14 protein-coding genes and 2 tRNA genes are annotated in these 14,059 nt (G+C 58.8%); 11 read left to right on the top strand and 5 right to left on the bottom strand.

The window, feature by feature from the left end:
• Positions 1-611, top strand: a 611-nt coding sequence (locus NZ705_11565; GenBank protein ID MCS7293583.1) for a CO2 hydration protein, incomplete at its 5' end; no start/stop codon positions are given.
• On the opposite strand, the gene NZ705_11560 is transcribed toward NZ705_11565, so the two are convergent.
• Positions 608-2,350, bottom strand: coding sequence for an ABC transporter ATP-binding protein/permease (locus tag NZ705_11560; protein ID MCS7293582.1), 1,743 nt, complete (start codon positions 2,348-2,350; stop codon positions 608-610). The two genes, NZ705_11565 and NZ705_11560, sit on opposite strands and share 4 nt — an antisense overlap.
• Positions 2,351-2,403: 53 nt before the next feature.
• On the opposite strand from NZ705_11560, the gene NZ705_11555 reads away from it, so the two are divergent.
• The 4 genes from NZ705_11555 to NZ705_11540 are packed head-to-tail and all read left to right on the top strand — an operon-like array spanning position 2,404 to position 6,254.
• Positions 2,404-3,150: a DUF561 domain-containing protein gene (locus NZ705_11555; protein ID MCS7293581.1), complete on the top strand. Its 747-nt coding sequence runs from the start codon at positions 2,404-2,406 to the stop codon at positions 3,148-3,150.
• Positions 3,141-4,262 (top strand): DegT/DnrJ/EryC1/StrS family aminotransferase, encoded by a 1,122-nt coding sequence (locus NZ705_11550; GenBank protein MCS7293580.1) that lies wholly within the window; start codon positions 3,141-3,143, stop codon positions 4,260-4,262. The genes NZ705_11555 and NZ705_11550 overlap by 10 nt, the downstream gene beginning before the upstream one ends.
• Positions 4,259-5,677, top strand: a complete 1,419-nt coding sequence (locus NZ705_11545) for a CPBP family glutamic-type intramembrane protease (GenBank protein MCS7293579.1) — start codon at positions 4,259-4,261, stop codon at positions 5,675-5,677. Before NZ705_11550 ends, NZ705_11545 begins: the two co-directional genes overlap by 4 nt.
• Positions 5,667-6,254 carry a VTT domain-containing protein gene (locus NZ705_11540; protein ID MCS7293578.1) on the top strand — a complete coding sequence of 196 codons (588 nt, stop codon included), beginning with the start codon at positions 5,667-5,669 and terminating at the stop codon, positions 6,252-6,254. The genes NZ705_11545 and NZ705_11540 overlap by 11 nt, the downstream gene beginning before the upstream one ends.
• Here NZ705_11540 and NZ705_11535 read toward each other — a convergent pair.
• The gene (locus tag NZ705_11535; protein MCS7293577.1) at positions 6,251-6,775 is read right to left on the bottom strand and encodes a transcriptional repressor; all 525 of its coding nucleotides are present in this window, start codon (positions 6,773-6,775) and stop codon (positions 6,251-6,253) included. The two genes, NZ705_11540 and NZ705_11535, sit on opposite strands and share 4 nt — an antisense overlap.
• A gap of 194 nt (positions 6,776-6,969) precedes the next feature.
• Here NZ705_11535 and NZ705_11530 point away from each other — a divergent pair, with 194 nt between their 5' ends.
• From NZ705_11530 to NZ705_11515, 4 genes are all read left to right on the top strand, one after another.
• Complete coding sequence (locus NZ705_11530; GenBank protein MCS7293576.1) at positions 6,970-7,299, top strand: carbon dioxide-concentrating mechanism protein CcmK; 330 nt, start codon at positions 6,970-6,972, stop codon at positions 7,297-7,299.
• Complete coding sequence (gene argH, locus NZ705_11525; protein ID MCS7293575.1) at positions 7,296-8,675, top strand: argininosuccinate lyase; 1,380 nt, start codon at positions 7,296-7,298, stop codon at positions 8,673-8,675. Before NZ705_11530 ends, argH begins: the two co-directional genes overlap by 4 nt.
• Positions 8,665-9,534 carry a branched-chain amino acid ABC transporter permease gene (locus tag NZ705_11520; protein ID MCS7293574.1) on the top strand — a complete coding sequence of 290 codons (870 nt, stop codon included), beginning with the start codon at positions 8,665-8,667 and terminating at the stop codon, positions 9,532-9,534. Before argH ends, NZ705_11520 begins: the two co-directional genes overlap by 11 nt.
• Before the next feature lie 62 nt (positions 9,535-9,596).
• Positions 9,597-10,493 carry a carotenoid biosynthesis protein gene (locus tag NZ705_11515; protein ID MCS7293573.1) on the top strand — a complete coding sequence of 299 codons (897 nt, stop codon included), beginning with the start codon at positions 9,597-9,599 and terminating at the stop codon, positions 10,491-10,493.
• Here the strand turns inward: NZ705_11515 and NZ705_11510 are convergent.
• The 3 genes from NZ705_11510 to prfB all read right to left on the bottom strand — a co-directional run bounded on the left by NZ705_11510 (position 10,486) and on the right by prfB (position 13,722).
• Positions 10,486-11,973 carry a UDP-N-acetylmuramoyl-L-alanyl-D-glutamate--2,6-diaminopimelate ligase gene (locus tag NZ705_11510; protein MCS7293572.1) on the bottom strand — a complete coding sequence of 496 codons (1,488 nt, stop codon included), beginning with the start codon at positions 11,971-11,973 and terminating at the stop codon, positions 10,486-10,488. The two genes, NZ705_11515 and NZ705_11510, sit on opposite strands and share 8 nt — an antisense overlap.
• 185 nt (positions 11,974-12,158) lie before the next feature.
• On the bottom strand, positions 12,159-12,545 hold the full coding sequence (locus NZ705_11505; protein ID MCS7293571.1) for a hypothetical protein: 387 nt from the start codon (positions 12,543-12,545) through the stop codon (positions 12,159-12,161).
• A gap of 94 nt (positions 12,546-12,639) precedes the next feature.
• Positions 12,640-13,722: a peptide chain release factor 2 gene (gene prfB / locus NZ705_11500; protein ID MCS7293570.1), complete on the bottom strand. Its 1,083-nt coding sequence runs from the start codon at positions 13,720-13,722 to the stop codon at positions 12,640-12,642.
• A gap of 127 nt (positions 13,723-13,849) precedes the next feature.
• On the opposite strand from prfB, the gene NZ705_11495 reads away from it, so the two are divergent.
• Positions 13,850-13,934: transfer RNA gene (locus tag NZ705_11495), tRNA-Tyr, on the top strand.
• Between the two features lie 4 nt (positions 13,935-13,938).
• Positions 13,939-14,010, top strand: a tRNA-Thr gene (locus tag NZ705_11490).
• Positions 14,011-14,059: the final 49 nt, after the last annotated feature.

Genomic DNA, 14,059 nt, shown 5'->3' with positions numbered 1-14,059 from the left:
AAGATGCGGTGGATTTCCTGGTAAACGGGATTTTTGCAGTGGCCGGTCGCCCTATCTACCACCACGTGTATATCCGGGGCGAGTGCTACGAGATTATCCCCAAGAGCAAGGGATTTATGTGGCTGTACGAAGCGGCGCTGCCCTACGTGGAGGCGGTGTTTTATCGCACGTCGCCGTTCCGGGGCACCAAGTCCTACAACGCCCAGGCCCACATGGTGCCGGATAGACAGGAGGATTTCCACTACGGGGTGCTCTACGCGGACAAATTCCCAATTGCCACGGCGGGGATTCCTCCCACCTTACTGGCACAAGACATGTTGCATTTCCTGCCGGATTTCCTAGTGGATTACTACCGGCGGCATTGTCGGGGCGAGGACGATATGTTGGTGCAGTTGGGGATTAGCTTCCAGCGCTCGATGTACACGGTGACATCGGCGGTGTTCCAGGCGTTGCGAGCGGCGCTGTTGTACCCGCTGGATGACCCCAATCCCCGCCACCTGTGGGCGAACCGGCGTTTCTTTGAGGCCCAGCTCGACCGTTTCTGCCGGCCTGAATATGGGATTCGGGACGCGGCGCGGCTGGCCTACATCCAGTCACCGGACTATCGCTAACGGAACTGTTGTTCCAATTGATAGGTTTCCCAGAGTTGACGGTACAAGCCGGGTTGGGCGACCAATTCAGCGTGGGTACCCTGTTGCACGAGCCGGCCCTGGTAGAGCACCAGCACCCGGTCCGCAATCGTTGCCACATTCAGTTGGTGGGTGACGCAGAGGATGGTCTGGGGCAAGGTGCGCAATTCCTGCAGAATCAAGCGGGCGGTTTGCGCATCCACACTGGCCAGAACGTCATCCAGCAGGAGAATGGGCGCTTGTACCAGCAACCCCCGCGCCAGGGCTGTGCGTTGCCGTTGACCCCCAGACAGGGTAATGCCCCGCTCACCCACCAGGGTTTCGTACTGCTGGGGGAAACTCAGAATTTCCTGATGGATATGGGCTTGCACGGCGGCGCCTTCAACTTGGCCCATGTCCGCGTCGGGTTGCCCGTAGCGAATGTTGTCGGCGATAGTGGCGCTGAACAGAAAACTCTCCTGGGGAACGTAGGCGATGGCGCGGCGCAGGTCGGCCAAACGCACCTGGGTGATGTCGTAGCCGTCAATAAAAATTTGGCCGGGGGTAATCGGGAGTAAACGACACAGGGCTTGGAGCAGGGTACTTTTCCCAGCGCCTACAGGCCCCACAATCACCACGGTTTCGCCTGGCTGCACACTGAAACTCACGTCCTGCAACGCTGGTTCCCCCTGGCCGGGATAGGTGTAGGTCAAGTGATGCACCCGGATGTCGCCGCGCACGGGGGGCAAAGGGAGCGGGTCGGGTGGGTCTTGAATCTGGGGTTCTTCCTGGAGCAGGCTTTCCACGCGGGCGATACTCACCTGACCCCGCTGCAGGGCCGTCATTGTAAACCCCAACAGGGCGGTCGGGAAAATCAAGCGCTCGCCATACACCAGCAACGCCATCAGTCCCCCCAAGCGCAACTGGCCGCTCTCTAACGCTTGACTCCCCAGCCACAACAGCAGCAGCAAACTCACGCTGGCGATGCCCCCAAACAAAGGGAACAAAAAACTGCGGGTGCGGGCCAGGGCCAAATTGTCGCGCAGGAGTCCCTGGTTCAACTGGGCAAATCCCTGGCGCTCGGCGTCTTCCTGGGCGTAGGTCTTAATCAGGGCCATGCCGCTCAGGTCTTCTTGGATGAGTTCGCTCAGGTCGGCTAGACGCTCTTGTACTTGAGCCTGTTGTTGCCGCAGCGTTTCCCCAAACAGGGACACCATGAGCAACAGCAAGGGGTAAGCTGCCAGGGCCGCCAGGGTCAAGGGGACGCTAATGCTCAGCATCACCGGCAAGGTCAGCCCGTAGGCCAGCACCGTGTTCACCAGGCTCAGCACCGAAAAGCCCACCAACCGACGGATATTGTCCACATCACTGGTGGCGCGGCTAATCAGTTCGCCAGGGGGATTGTCCTGAAAGTACTGGGGGTCCAGGCGCAAAAAATGCTCAAACAGTTTTTGCTTCAAGTCAAATTCCACCTGGCGGCCCACCCCAAAAAGATATAACCGCGATACCATGCGAATCGCCCACATCAGGGATGCCAACCCCGCAATGGCAAAGGCATGGAACGCCAGGGTGCTCCACGCAGGTTGGGTCTCCAGTTGATTGATGGCGCGGCGCAACACCAGCGGGATCACAACCCCCAACACATTCACCAGCACCAGCGCCGTAATGCCAATGACTTCTTGCCGCCAGTAGGGACGGATATAGCGAAAAAGCGTTCGTAGTACGGCTGGGGATCGCGCCATAGTGACCAGTCTAACAAGTAGAATAGGCTCGATGGTTGTTCACATGGGGCGTTATGGCACTGTCTTCCTGGTGGCGGTCAGTCTTTGCCCAGAAACGGGCGGTCAAAATCATCAGCGGTATCACGCAAAAGGATGCGGAAGTCGTAGGGCGGGTGGTGCGAGCGGCGACGCGCGGGGGAGCTACCTACGTGGATATTGCGGCAGACCCCCTGCTGGTGGCCCTGGCCAAGTCCCTGACGGATTTGCCGGTGTGCGTGTCCACCATTGACCCCAGCGTGTTACCGGCCTGCGTGGCGGCGGGTGCCGATATGGTGGAAATTGGCAATTTTGACCCCTTCTACGCCCAAGGGGAAGTGTTTGACGTGGAACGGGTGCAGGCGTTGACGGCGCAGGCGCGAAAACTGCTACCCGACGTGCCCCTGACGGTCACCGTTCCCCACACTTTGCCCTTGGATGTGCAGGCGGATGTCGCCCAAGAACTGGTACGCCTGGGAGCGGATGTCCTGCAAACAGAAGGGAGCGTGGCAGTGCAACCCCAGCAACCGGGGATTCTGGGTTTGCTGGAAAAAGCAGTGCCAGCCTTGGCGGCGGCCTATACCCTGTCCCGAGCGGTGAACGTGCCGGTGGTCTGTGCGTCGGGGTTGTCAGCGGTCACAGCTCCCTTGGCCCTAGCGGCGGGTGCAGCGGGTGTGGGCATTGGTCGGGCCGTCAATCGCTTGAGCGACGAATGGGAAATGACGGCAGCGGTGCGCGCGATTGTGGAAGCCGTCTCTGCGGCGGTGGTTCCTGAATGCCTGTAGCGACCGCTATTCCCCAATTCGACCTGACCCGTCAGTACCGGCAGTTGGAGCCGCTGCTTGCGCCCCTGGTGCAAAAGGTGCTGGCGGGTGGTGTTTACATCGGCGGGGAATGGGTGGCGGCGTTTGAGCAGGCGTTTGCCAACTACATCGGCGTTCCCTACTGCGTCAGTTGCAACTCTGGCACGGATGCCCTGTACTTGGCACTGCGGGCGTTGGACATTGGTCCAGGGGATGAAGTAATCACATCGGCGTTTTCCTTTATCGCCACTGCCGAAGCCATCAGTCTCACAGGCGCCACCCCCGTCTTTGTGGACATTGAGCCGGAGACCTTTAACTTAGACCTGAACCATGTCGCCCAGCGGTTGACTCCCCGCACCAAAGCCGTTGTACCGGTGCATCTGTTCGGTCGGCCAGTGGATATGGGGCGATTGCTGGCGCTGGCCCACGCGCATGGGGTGGCGGTCGTCGAAGATTGCGCCCAGGCGACGGGGAGCCACTGGCAAGGTCAACCCGTGGGAAGCTGGGGAACCGTGGGATGTTTCAGCTTTTATCCCACCAAAAATCTGGGGGCGTTTGGGGATGGGGGTGCCATTACCACCCATGACCCGGAATTGGCGCAGCGGTTGCGCGAGTTGAAAAACCACGGCCAGCGGGAACGCTATTGCTCTGTGACGGTGGGGGTTAATAGCCGGTTGGATGCGGTGCAGGCAGCGATATTGCAGGTGAAATTGGGTTACCTGGACCAATGGTTGGCCCAGCGGCGGCGGTTGGCCCAGCGGTATCACGAACTCTTAGCCGATATTCCTGGGTTCGTGCTGCCCTCCGATGGCCCTGGCCACAGTTGGAACCAGTACACGGTGCGGTTGGCACGGGACGACCTCACGCGCGACGAGTTGCGGGCGCAGTTACAACAGATGGGCATTGGCACAGCGGTGTATTACCCGGTGCCGTTGCCGTTGCAGCCGGTGTACCAGTTTTTGCAGTACGATCCAGCCCAGATTCCCCAGGCAGTGGCTGTGAGCCAGCAGGTCCTGTCCTTGCCTTTGTTTCCCGAACTGACGGCGCAGGAACAGGTGCAGGTGGCGCAGGCAATTCGGCAAGTGTTGTCATGATGAGCAGCATGACCCTGTGGCGGCGGGTAGGGTTGCCGGTGTTGACGGTGACGGTGTTGGCGGTTCTGGTGCTAGCGGTCGTCAGCAGTTGGCAACAGCCCCAGCCCCAGAATCTTCTGCAACTGCGAGCAGTGGATTTGCAATTGCAAGCGACGGCCTGGCCAGATACGCCGGATTGGGTGACGGAAGCCACGCTCAGCCAAGCCGAACAGACCTATCGCCGTTTTCAGGAGCAGTCAGTGTCTCGCGACGGGAACCTGGCGCCCATCTGGTTACGGCTAGGCTTAATCCAAGCGGTTCAGAGCAAGGTCGAGCCAGCGCGACAAACCTGGCGGGCGGTGCAGGACGAGTCATCAGCGCCGGCAGAACTCCAGCAAACCGCCCAGGTTTTGTCGGGACTGTGGGAGGAACCGCCGCGCCTTCTCCCGGATGCGGAACGGCTGCTTGCAGACCACCTCTCAGGCTGGTATGCGCAGGTGGCGCTCCGGCGGCTCTACGAATTGCAGCAACGCCAAGCCGAACTCACAGCGCTAGCGCAGGAAACCCAACAACGCGCCCAAGAGGCGATTACCCGTTTGCTGGTGGTGGTGGGCATGCCCTTATTAGCCGGCATTGGGGGAACGCTTTTGCTTGTAGGGTTGGGGGTGCAGTGGCTCTGGCGCGGGCGACAATCGCTCTTGGGACGTCAGGACGGGCCCCGCTGGTCGGTGCCTTGGGGGACTGACACCGTTTTGCAGGTGATGGTGCTGTGGTTTGTCACGTTCTTCGGGTTGGGACAGGTCGTTTTGCCATTGGTGGTGCGCGCGTTGGGGTTGCTCCCGCAGGTGCGGACTCCCTGGGGCCAGGGCCTCTATATCTTCACTAGCTACGGCCTGGTGAGCCTGGTGGGGGTGGCGATTGTCTGGCTGCACGTGCGGCGTTACCGACCTCTAGACCGGTGCTGGTTTGACTGGCGCCTGCGGAGACGGACACTGGTATGGGCGCTAGGGGGGTACCTGGTGGCGCAACCATTGGTGTTTGTGGCGACAGTGACGAATCAAAAACTGCTTGGCGGTCGCGGTGGTGGCAACCCCCTGATTCCCATCCTGGCGACGACCCAAGACCCCTGGTTACTGGCCCTGTTTGCCCTGGTGATTGTGGGATTGGCGCCCTTTTTTGAGGAGGTGGTCTTTCGGGGATTTTTGCTGCCTTCTCTCACTCGCCAATTGCCAGTCGCTGGAGCCATTTGCGTCAGTGGCGGGATTTTTGCCCTAGCGCACCTGAGTGTTGGGGAATTCCTACCGTTGGCTGTCCTAGGCATCCTTTTAGGTTTTGTTTATACTCGGGAAGGGGGACTCTGGACGCCCATTCTGCTCCACGCGCTGTGGAATGGGGGGTCTTTCGTGTCGTTACTCATCCTGGGGCATGGTGGTTGAGGAGCAGCCAAAGAGCTGGTCGGCACGGGTGGTGGGGGCGGTAGTTGTTGTCATCGCCTTTTATGCTTTGTCGGCTTTAGCGTTGCGGTGGGTGGGCTTAGCGCCGACGCAAGAGTGGTTAGCCCAATTCGGTTGGCTTTCCCGCCTGGTTTTTATTGCCCTGTCGGCAAGCAGTTTGATTGTGGCGCCCTTAAGCGGCAGTTCGCTGTACATCCTGGGGGGAACACTCTTCGGCCAGCATCAGGCGTATTGGTTGAGCTGGGTGGCAACGCTGGTGGGGTGCAGTGTGAACTTTTGGATTGCGCGCTGCTGGGGTCGGCGGGTGGTTCTGCGTCTGGTGGGGCCTGGTCACGTAGACGCCCTTGACCGCTGGTTTGCCGATTTGGAAACCCACCACAGCATCTTCTACATGTTTTTGGTCATGCACTTGTCGCAGGATATTGTCAGCTATGCCCTCGGGCTGACGCGCATTCCCTACCGCGACTTCTTCATAGCCTTGAGCCTGAGCGCCCTAACAGTTGTGGGCTTTTTCATTTACCTGGGAAGCAGTGTGCTGAACTGGCTGGTGGGCACCTAGTTTTGGGTAATCACGCCGGTGACTGTGCCGTTGAGCGCTCGAGGGCAAACCCAATTGCTAGGCAAGAGAGATGGCCAACCGCGCCGTAGGGCTTCGGGGCAAATGGCATGAATCGTCAACTGGCAATCCAGTAGGTGCAATCCTTCCTTCTCAGCCTGCTTAATGCCGGTTTTGAGAATGGACGTATTCGTAAACTCAATTGTGCGGTTGCATTGCACGCAAACGAGGTGGTGATGGTGGTGAGGATAGGGCTGGTTCAGCTCGTAATGCTTGTGCCCTTCCGCCAGTTCCAATTCCCGCAACAGACCCATCCGCGCCATTAATTTCAAGCTGCGGTAGATGGTCGAGAGACTGATATTTTCCCCCCGCTGCCGCAAGGCCTGGTAGACATCTTCAGCGCTCAAGTGATTGCCCTGGGGTAAATTCTGGAAGAACTTGAGAATTTTCTCCCGCTGGGGCGTCAACCGGCAACCAATTTGATGCAATTCCGCCCGTAGGTCGGCGGTGTCATAAAGTTGCATACCCAGCCCTTCTGTCCTCAGCATAGGATGTGTTCCAAACGCAGTTCTCCTCCCCCTCCCTGCTTTCTACCTTAATCAAAAAAAGGGTGATTGGCAACAAGTTTGTTTTATTGCGAATGATTGTAAATTAGGGGGTTTGCCTTGATCCTGGGGGACGGGACATAATGAAGCTAGTCGGTTGGGTGCAGGGAACGATGTCGCTTGCCTTAGGCATGGTGGAGGTCTTGGGCACGCCCCCGAGCCTGGCGGTGGCCGATGTGATGGTCAAGGCGGGGCGGGTGGCGCTGGTGCATTGTGAAGTGATTAGCGGCGCTTATGTAACAGTCATTGTGCGGGGAGATGTGGCGGAGGTGAAACGGGCGGTGGAAGCCGGTGTGGAAGCGGCCAAGAAGGTGATGCCCTATTACCAGCCCAAAGAAAAAACGCTGTTGCTGTCGTACCACGTGATTCCCCGGCCTCATCCCAACCTGGAACGGGTGTTACCGATTGGCTTTAAGCCGCAGGTGGAACGGTTCCGGGTATGAATCAACCCTGGAGCCAGCGGTTTGCTCAGCCGTTGCACCCCCTGGTGGCGCGGTTTAACGCTAGTATTGGGTTTGACCTGGCCCTACTGCCCTGGGATGTGCGGGGATCGCAGGCCCATGCGCGGATGCTGGCCCGGCAAGGGATCATCACGCCAGAGGAGGGGGAAATGCTGGTGCAGGGCCTGGCGCAAATCCTCCAGGAATACGAGCAGGGTCGCTTTCCGGCGCAGGGGGAAGATGTGCATCTGGCGGTGGAACAGCGGTTGACAGAATTGGTGGGAGACGTAGGCAAAAAACTTCACACGGCCCGTTCCCGCAATGACCAGGTGGCGACGGACCTGCGGCTTTACTTGCGGGACGCGATTGATGACATTGCCCAGCGCCTGCGGCAGTTGCAACGGGTGTTGTGCCAGGTGGCTGCGGACCATGTAGAAACCCTGATGCCGGGCTATACCCATCTCCAACGGGCGCAGCCGGTGAGTTTGGCGCATCATTTGCTGGCGTATTTTGAGATGTTTCAGCGCGACCGGCAACGGTTGCAGGAGGTGCGCCGGCGGGTGAATTGTTCCCCCTTGGGCGCCGGAGCCTTGGCAGGAACCACGTTCCCGATTGACCGGCAATACACGGCAGCGCTGCTGGGGTTTGAAGCGGTGTGCGCCAACAGCCTGGATGCGGTGAGCGACCGGGATTTTGTAGTGGAGTTTGTGGCGGCAGCGAGTTTGATCCTGGTGCATCTAAGCCGCATGGCTGAAGAATTGATTCTCTGGTCATCCCAAGAGTTTGGCTTTATCGAATGGCAAGACAGTTGCGCCACGGGGTCAAGCATGATGCCCCAGAAGAAAAATCCCGACGTGCCAGAACTGGTGCGAGGCAAAGCGGGGCGGGTGTTTGGGCATTTGCAGGCGCTGCTGGTGATGCTCAAGGGATTGCCCCTGGCCTATAACAAGGACCTGCAAGAAGATAAAGAAGCCCTGTTTGATACGGTCAAAACGGTGCAGGATTGTCTGGCGGTGATGACGCTAGTGTGGCAAGAAGGGATTGTGATTCACAAAGACCGGCTGGCGGCGGCGGTGGCGACGGACTGGAGCAACGCGACGGATGTGGCAGATTACCTGGCGGCCAGGGGGGTGCCGTTTCGAGAGGCGTACCAGGTTACAGGCCAGATTGTGCGCTTTGCGCTGGAGCAGGGGCGGTTGCTCCAGGATTTGCGCTTGGAGGAATGGCAGCAGTTTCATCCCCACTTTGCCGAAGATATTTATGAGGTGATTCGCCCAGAGCAGGTGGTGGCCCGACGCCGGAGTTTGGGGGGGACGGGGTTTGACCAGGTGCGGGCAGCGCTGGCCCAAGCCCAACGGGAGTGCAGTGATGGCAATTGAACTGGCGCAGTTGCTGATTAACGGGCTGGCACTGGGGGGGATTTTGGCCCTGGGGTCGGTGGGCTTGACCTTGACCTACGGCATTTTGCGGCTTTCCAACTTTGCGCACGGGGATTTTTTGACGCTGGGAGCCTATTTGACGCTGATGGCCAATGACTGGGGGTTGCCTTTGCCGGTGGCGATGCTGGTGGGCTGTGGGCTGACGGTGGGGGCCTTTCTGCTCACGGAGGCCATCCTGTGGGGGCCGGTGCGACGGCGGCGGACCTCTCCCACCACCATGATGATCATGTCCATCGGGCTGGCGTTGTTTATCCGCAACGGCATTATTTTGATTTGGGGCAGCCAGAACCAGAACTATCGCTTGCCGGTGTTTGGGGCGATGGCGCTGGGGCCGGTGCAGGTGACCACCAATCGCATCGTGGTGCTGGGGATGGCACTGGCGGCAGTGGGGTTATTGCACCTGCTGTTGCAAAAAACCACCATTGGGCGACAAATGCGAGCGGTGGCGGACAATCCGGAACTGGCGCAGGTAGCCGGGATTGATGTGCAGCGCGTGATTCTCTGGACCTGGGTGGTGGCGGGGGGATTGACGGCGCTGGGGGGTGCGATGTATGGGCTAATTACGGCGGTGCGCCCGAATATGGGCTGGTTTCTACTGTTGCCGATGTTTGCAACTGTGATTTTGGGGGGTATCGGCAATCCCTATGGGGCCATGGTCGCGGCGGTCATCGTGGGCGTGGCCCAAGAAATGAGCACGTACTGGTTGCCGAGCGAATATAAGCTGGGGGTGGCGCTGGTGGTGATGATGCTGGTGTTGCTGGTGCGACCCCAAGGCCTGTTTCGTGGCACAGTTGCCTGAGAAAAACTCTTAAAGATTTGTAAACTAATAAAGAATGGTCTGGTTGTGGGCGGGGATGTGTTATGACCCTGAATGAACGATGGGAACGGCTGGCGGTGACGGCGCACGTGGGGGCGATGGTGTTTGGAGTGGCGGGCTTGGTGGGCGTGTTACCCCATCCCGAATGGGTGTTGGCGTTGCCGGCAGCGGGGCAGCGGTTATTCGCCTGGAGTATGGCCGGTGGGGGCGTGGTGTATATCCTGCTGGGGGCGCTGGCGATGGTGCTCTATGGCTGGCGCGTGCTGGGGCCGCGGTTGCTCTTGGGATTTTTGTTACCGGCGGTGCTGGTTTCCTTGAGCAGTGAGCTACTGGGCACGAGTACGGGTTTTCCCTTTGGGCGCTACGGCTATCTGGACGGGCTGGGGTACAAGATTGCCGGGCTGGTGCCGTTTACGATTCCTCTGTCCTGGTTCTATATGGGTCTGGCCTGTTTTGTGCTGGTCTATGGGGGATTGCAAGGGCTGCGACAACGCTGGTTACGCCTGGCTGGCGCGGTGATGGGGGGAGCGATGCTACTGGTAGCCTGGGACTTGGCGCTGGACCCGGCCATGAGTCAAACCCCCGTGCCCTTCTGGCAATTCCACGAAGCGGGCGCCTTCTTTGGGATGCCCTACCGGAATCTAGCGGGTTGGGTGGGCACGGGCGGCCTGTTTATGACCCTGGCGGCTGTGCTGTGGCGGGGGCAACCCCTGGTGCTCAACCGCTGGGATTTAACGGTGCCGCTGGTGATCTACACAGTGAACTACCTGTTCGGGGCAGTGATCAGCGTAAGTTTGCTCGATAGCCGTTACTGGATTCCCATTGGGTTGGGTGTCGTGTTAGGCGTGATCCCGGCGTTTGTTTGCTGGTGGCGGGCAGGGCGCAGGCTTCCCCCGACGCTCGCTTTGCCAGAACTCGATGCCGTATCGCTTGTCAAGTAGGCAATCCCAACCGTCGTTTCAGAGCCAAACGCGCCTGCTCCCGGTCGTCAAAAGGAACCTTGGTGGTGCCAAGAATCTGGTAATCCTCGTGGCCCTTGCCGGCAATCATCACCCCATCGCCCGGTTGCGCCATTTGAATCGCCTGGTGAATTGCCTCGTCCCGCTGCACCCACACCAGCGGCGTAAAGGGTATCCCAGCCAAGATATCTTGAATAATCTGCTGCGGGTCCTCGGTGCGGGGGTTATCAGATGTCACCACCACCACATCGGCCAGCTCCGCTGCAATTTTGCCCATCTGGGGGCGTTTGGTCCGGTCTCGGTCGCCGCCGCAGCCAAAGACGCAGATCAATCGCCCGCTCACAAACGGTCGCATCGCCCGCAGGCAATTTTCCAAGCCATCGGGGGTATGGGCGTAGTCCACTACCACGCTGATGTCCTGGTCAGGACTGACTTGCACGCGCTCCATGCGCCCCGGCACCCCTGGAAACTGGGGCAATGCCTGGGCAATTTGGTCTAAGGTCACGCCCAGGTGTAACGCTGCACCCACCGCCGCCAGGGTATTCGCCAGGTTAAACGCCCCGATTAATGGCACCGTCAGAGTTCCTTCTCCTTGGGGAGTCGCAATGCGGGCGGTAATGCCTTGGGCGCTGTAGTGCGCCTGTTGAACGTACAAATCCGCCGGTTGCCCAGTTACACTGTAAGTCCACAGGGGCCACTCCAACTGCTGCAGGGCGGCAATAAGACGACGGCCATAGGGGTCATCCCGGTTGACAATGGCCCGGCCCCGCAACAAGTCCGGTTCAAACAGTCGCGCCTTGGCCCGGAAATAGTTCTCCATGGTCAGGTGAAAGTCCAGGTGGTCTTGGGTCAGGTTGGTGAAAATCGCCACATCATACTGGCAACCCGCCACCCGGTCCTGGGCCAGCGCGTGGGAACTCACTTCCATCACCACCGTTTGGCAACCCGCTTGCACCGCCTGCGCCAAATCGCGTTGCAACTCGACGGCGCCTGGTGTCGTCTGCAGGGCCGTTTGTTGATGCCCCGGCCAGCGGTAGTACAGGGTACCCAGGAGCGCCGTTGGCCCCTGCGTCTGTTGCAATAAAAACTCAATTAAATGGGTCGTCGTGGTTTTGCCGTTGGTGCCGGTAACACCGACCAGTTTCAGCCGGTTGCGCGGATAACCGTAAAAGGCCGCCGCTAGTTCCCCACAGGCTTTCGTGATATGGGTTACGGGAATCACCTGGGGGGGTATGTCCGGTCGAGGCGTGACCAACGCAACGGACGCCCCCTTCGCCAGGGCTTCGGGCCAGAAATCACCTCCATTTACGCGCGTCCCCGGCAACCCGACAAACACCATCCCTGGCCCACATTCACGAGAATCGCAGGTGATACCAGTTACAGGTTGAGCAAACAGGGGGTCGCGCCAGTCTAAGGGCGGTAGATAAGGCGCAATTGCCGTCAACAAATCACCTAGCTTCATGCCAGTAGCAGTTCAGGATTAATGCTCAGGATAAACCACTGGGGGGCGCATCTTGCATGTCCATTTTCAAGCATTCTCCAGTTATCTGCCCCCTAGCCACAACTCATCGCTCCAAAAACCGGCCCTGCGGAGCAACGAAATGTATGGATTGCTGGAAGTCTTGCTCTAGGACATCTAGCGCTGGTTCACTCCTCGGCAAACGTACAACGAATACCTCTTGCGCGACAGGTTTTGCGGATTAAAGTTTTATTTTTGACAGGACCGAACAAGTGAATGCGGGGCCGGTGATGAGGGTACACCTGCGCATAGATTTGCACCTGACCCATCGCCTGTTTCCACTGGGCGGCTCGCTTGACTTCAATCACTTCCGTAGGCGTGAGAATATCAATGCGGCCATAGGGTGTGGAAACTTCCGTTTGGCTGCCAGGGATTGTTTGGGCTAATTGGTCCCGAACGAGGGATTCGGGCGATGGTCGCGCCGGTTTAGTTGTCAATTGCCGCACCAACGTGCCGGCCAAGCGCTTGTAACCCGGAGGCGCCAATGTCCGCGCTATCTCAGCCCATAAATTCATCGCCGTCATCAGATTATGCACCTATGCAGATTATAGCCTTGCCCTAACATTCCACTTGCCCTTATCAATCTCAATCTGCAATCGTCTCTGTTACTTAGGCCGCACCGCCCTGGCGCAAATAACTCTGGATAAACAAGTCCAAATCTCCGTTGAGTACCCCTTCGACATCGGACGTTTCGACTTTGGTGCGCACATCCTTCACTAGTCGGTAGGGGTCAAAGACGTAGTTGCGAATTTGATTTCCCCAAGTAGCTGCCACTGCATCCCCTCGAATCTGGGCAATTTCCTGCAAGCGTTGTTCCTGCATAATCACTAGCAACTTGGCTTTCAGAATCGCTAGGGCTTTTTGTTTATTCTGCAGTTGAGAGCGCTCCTGGGTACAGCGCACAGATAAGCCGGTGGGAATGTGAACAATCCGCACCGCGGTTTCGACCTTGTTGACGTTTTGACCACCTTTACCGCCTGACCGAGACGTGGTGATTTCCAAATCGCTTTCGGGGATTTCCACTTCCGAGATGGTCTGGTCCGGTAGGATGGGCATTACTTCCACCCCGGCAAAACTGGTTTGGCGCTTGCCATTGGCGTTGAAGGGTGAAATACGCACAAGCCGATGCGTTCCCTTTTCCCCTTTGAGATAGCCGTAGGCGTAGCGCCCTTCAATTTCCAGCGTCGCCGATTTGATGCCCGCTTCTTCCCCTTCGGATAAGTCGGTCAAGCGCACCTTGTAACCCTGGCGTTCGCCCCAGCGCGTGTACATGCGTAGGAGCATTTCCGCCCAATCTTGCGCGTCGGTTCCCCCAGCGCCGGCGTTGATCGTCACCACCGCTCCCTCCTGGTCGTAGGGACCGGCCAGGAGTTGCTCCAGTTCCCAGCGGTTGAGTTCCCGGTCGAGTTGGGCAAGGGTTTGGGTGGCTTCTGCCCAGAGCGCCTCATCACTTTCCAGCGCCAACAGTTCGGCAATGGCTTGACAGTCCTCGAGTTGCTGTTGCCAGCGTCCGAGTTGCTCCAGGCGGGTTTTGGTATCGTTAAGGGCTTGTAGCGTCGTTTGAGCGCGTTCTGGGTCATTCCAGAAATCCGCTTGACCCGCCGCCTGTTCCAGGTCACGCAATCGGGCCGTCAACGCTGCCGGGTCAAAGGTAGTCCCGGGCATGGCCCAGGCGCGCGCGTAGGTCGTCAATTTGTCGCTTCAGTTCACTGAGTTCCATCGCTGTTTTTGGGACTGAACAAGCATCAAGACCCTTTAATATACCATGCTAGTCGGACGAGCTGGCGAATGTGATAGGATAAAACCCTGATGCTCTTCTGGGTCGGTGCCCGAGTGGTTAATGGGGGCGGACTGTAAATCCGCTGGCTCTGCCTACGCTGGTTCGAATCCAGCCCGGCCCACCACCGCGCCCGTGTAGCTCAGTGGTAGAGCACACCCTTGGTAAGGGTGAGGCCACGAGTTCAATCCTCGTCACGGGCTTCTCTGTACAATCCAGAATTATCTGACACCAATCCAAAATTGATGTCCG

The sequence above is a fragment of the Gloeomargarita sp. SKYB120 genome (assembly GCA_025062155.1).
In the GTDB taxonomy this organism is placed as follows: Bacteria; Cyanobacteriota; Cyanobacteriia; order Gloeomargaritales; family Gloeomargaritaceae; genus Gloeomargarita.
Note: the sequence above shows the minus strand (reverse complement) of the source record. Positions and strands in the feature narration are given on the sequence as shown.